The sequence below is a fragment of the Armatimonas sp. genome (assembly GCF_031410135.1).
Lineage (GTDB): Bacteria > Armatimonadota > Armatimonadia > Armatimonadales > Armatimonadaceae > Armatimonas.
In genome coordinates this window covers 1-2,711 of record NZ_JANNYP010000844.1, presented here as the reverse complement: position 1 = coordinate 2,711, position 2,711 = coordinate 1, and the positions used below count along the sequence as shown (strand labels likewise).

The window sequence follows — 2,711 nt, the reverse complement described above, 5'->3', positions numbered from 1 at the left end:
TGCCACGGGTAGGAGGGAGGGAGGGGAGGGAGGGGGCGTGGCCAGCCGCGCACCTGAGCCCGCAATGTCCCCGCGGGCGAACGCCTCCCTCAGGTTCCACACATGCACGGCCGCCATCGGCAGTCCATCCGCGAACGTCAGCACATCAAGCCCGACCTCTCGCTGCGTCACGACCGAATTCACCGCTCGCGGGAACTGGTATTCGACCGGTTCCTCCACCGTGAGTATCTTCCGGTCGGGTTGATTGAGTTGGTGGAGTGAGGCGTAGAGGGTCGTTGTCTTGCCCGAGCCAGTTGTGCCTGTGATGAAGAGTCCGCGGTAGAGTGTTTCGAGGAAGATCCTGACAGGCTTTGGAGTGCGTGCTTTGCTCAATCGGGAAACAATGGTTTCACCAATGACGACAGAGGGGCCAGTCTCGGATGGCTGCGGATTTTCGTTATTTATTTGTTTGCGAACACGAGCCTTGCTAAACGCTCCAGTGATAGCGTTGTAGGCCAGCCGTAGCATGTACTCAATAAATTGACAGAGCATAGAAAGTCTCCAAGATCACAAGGTGATGTGAAGAGAGTTGTCCCGACGATAACGGCGGGTTTGTAGATGGGAAAAGGGACGTGGCCTGAGAAAGGACTGACCCAGCCCCTACCTCATCTGTAAAGGCTCATGGTTCGTCTACTGCAAATGGTGGAGGGCTACTCCAGTGCCCCGGTCTGGCCCCAGGAATAGCCCGCCTTTTAGCCCGCCTACAGTCGGTGGCGGCCCCACATCCAGAAGGGGTTCCAGAACCAGAACCAGCGCCGTACCCACTGCAAGAGCCATGGATACTCAGTCTCATGCGTCAAACGAGCAACCCTTCTACGGAACATCTCGCTCTCCAACTGGGCGGCGTAGCCGCCTTCCTCAACACGCTTGATATCGTCTTCAAAGAAAGTCTCACGCGGTCTCGTTCTGCGGCTCTCCAAGGCTAGGAGCTGAGCCTCGTAGTGCTGCTCCAGGGTCTTGACTGCCGCTTCCGCCTGAGTCGCAATTGCCTTCAGAACAACTGCCCGATTACAGGATCGGGCGACCCTCTGGTAGACCCGATCTGTGCCAATTGCTTTGAAGAGTGGAGCTGTTTCAGATTTGCCCAATGCTGTCGCCTGCACTTGCTTTGCCTTGGCGATACGCTCATGCAGGTCATCAAGGCGCTTCTGGTGCAGATGCTTCTGATACTTAAGAAGCTTGATCTCCGCATCTGCCCGGTGCCACTGGCTTACGATTCCAGAGCCAAACTCGTAGAGGACATAGCCAAACACAAAGAACATCGCCATGAGCCATGAGGCCACTTGTTGCCCTAGTCCAACCTGTGTATTGCTATTGAGAGCAAGGATGCCTGCGGATTTGACGAAAGAGCTCCAATGGATCGCTGCATCAATGGTAATGCTCAGGATGGCAAATCCCGCTCCTACCTTCATGAACCGAGGGCCGATCTCTTCGTTCTGTTGCCGGAAATAGGTTGCCCCCGCAGGCATTCCGAGCTGGTGGAAAATGTGTCCGAGTGCCCAACTTCCTCCCAGTGCGGCAGGCAGATAGAACAGTAAGACTAGCGGTTTGTTCGATAACGCCTTACCGCTTAGAAGATCATCCATACCCAGGATGCCGGATGCTGTCATGATCGAGGTGAAAACAGCGAGGCCAAAAAATATCGCCAGGAGGAATCTCCAAATTTTTCCCCCAACAATCTCCAATGCTTTTTCCGTAGCTGGTTCCTGGTAGAGTTCCTGAGGCTCAGTGAGAGCTTCAAGGAGGTGTTCAGCCTCCGCTTGATCGCCTTTTGCCTTCGCAAGCTCCTGGGCGGCAACTGCTGGTAACAAATTTCGATCCCGATATTCCTTGGTGGAAGAATTAGGATCGTCCACGCTGTAGCCGACACACGCTTCCCCGGCACGAGCGGCAGCAATCTGATCAGCGAGATCAGCTCTGCCCCGACAAATAATGGCTCGTTTTCGAGGCCCTATCAGAGCCTCTTCGCGCTCCAAAAGCACATCTTTTTCAGCGCTTGTGAGTGCGGCATTGTCTTGAACCGCCCGCTGGTTGTGCTGATCGACTCGTTTTTGCGCCTCGGCAAATAGCTTCTTCGAGTTCTGAATCGTCTCCAATACTGACCGGTTGTAGAGGAAGCTAAGTTGTGAAGCCGTGGGAGTGCGCCCCTGGTTGCAAAGAGTAGTGAGGAGCTTGCTAAGCTCCGTATTCTCAATCGGAACATCGGGTGCCAGAATCGGTAAGTCTACCCAGGCTCCCCGCGAAAGAATGTTGCCATACTTATCACGGTTACGTGGGTTGGGATTAGAAGTGACTCGTTGCTCAGTAACCTCGGCAGGCTCCGTATCATCACGGTGCTCGGCGAGCACACTGGCGACTGCCGCAGAGATAGCACTAGAGCTTACGCTAGGAGCTTCATGCTCAAGTTTACTGGCAACGCCGTTGCGGCTGAAGCGTCGCAGAAATTCAGGTGCTTTCATTGCGCACCTCCTGAGAGCTGAGCAGGAGGGCTTACGAGTGCCTGTGTGATTCTGTCCTTGATCTCATTAAAAGGAGCGTCTCCTTCAAGGAGTAAGCCCCGGCGACCAAACGGCATAAGTTCCTGACGGACTCGATCTCGTTGATCGCGATTGACACCGATGAGAATGACGAGCTTGACGTTTGCCTGCGCACCCAGAGACTTGATAGATTGG

2 protein-coding genes and 1 pseudogene are annotated in these 2,711 nt (G+C 54.7%); all 3 read right to left on the bottom strand.

What is annotated here, in order from left to right:
- Window positions 1-129 precede the first annotated feature (129 nt).
- Window positions 130-507 (bottom strand): annotated as a pseudogene (locus RMO15_RS30510) (ATPase, T2SS/T4P/T4SS family); the annotation flags it as partial.
- Between the two features lie 233 nt (window positions 508-740).
- Window positions 741-2,498: a hypothetical protein gene (locus RMO15_RS30505; protein ID WP_309722140.1), complete on the bottom strand. Its 1,758-nt coding sequence runs from the start codon at window positions 2,496-2,498 to the stop codon at window positions 741-743.
- Window positions 2,495-2,711 (bottom strand): hypothetical protein (locus RMO15_RS30500; protein WP_309722136.1); only part of this gene is annotated, 217 nt, incomplete at its 5' end. The genes RMO15_RS30505 and RMO15_RS30500, both read right to left, overlap by 4 nt.

Coding starts and splice junctions, on each gene's coding strand:
- RMO15_RS30505 (WP_309722140.1), bottom strand. CDS start 2,498: ATGAAAGCACCTGAATTTCTGCGACGCTTCAGCCGCAACGGCGTTGCC.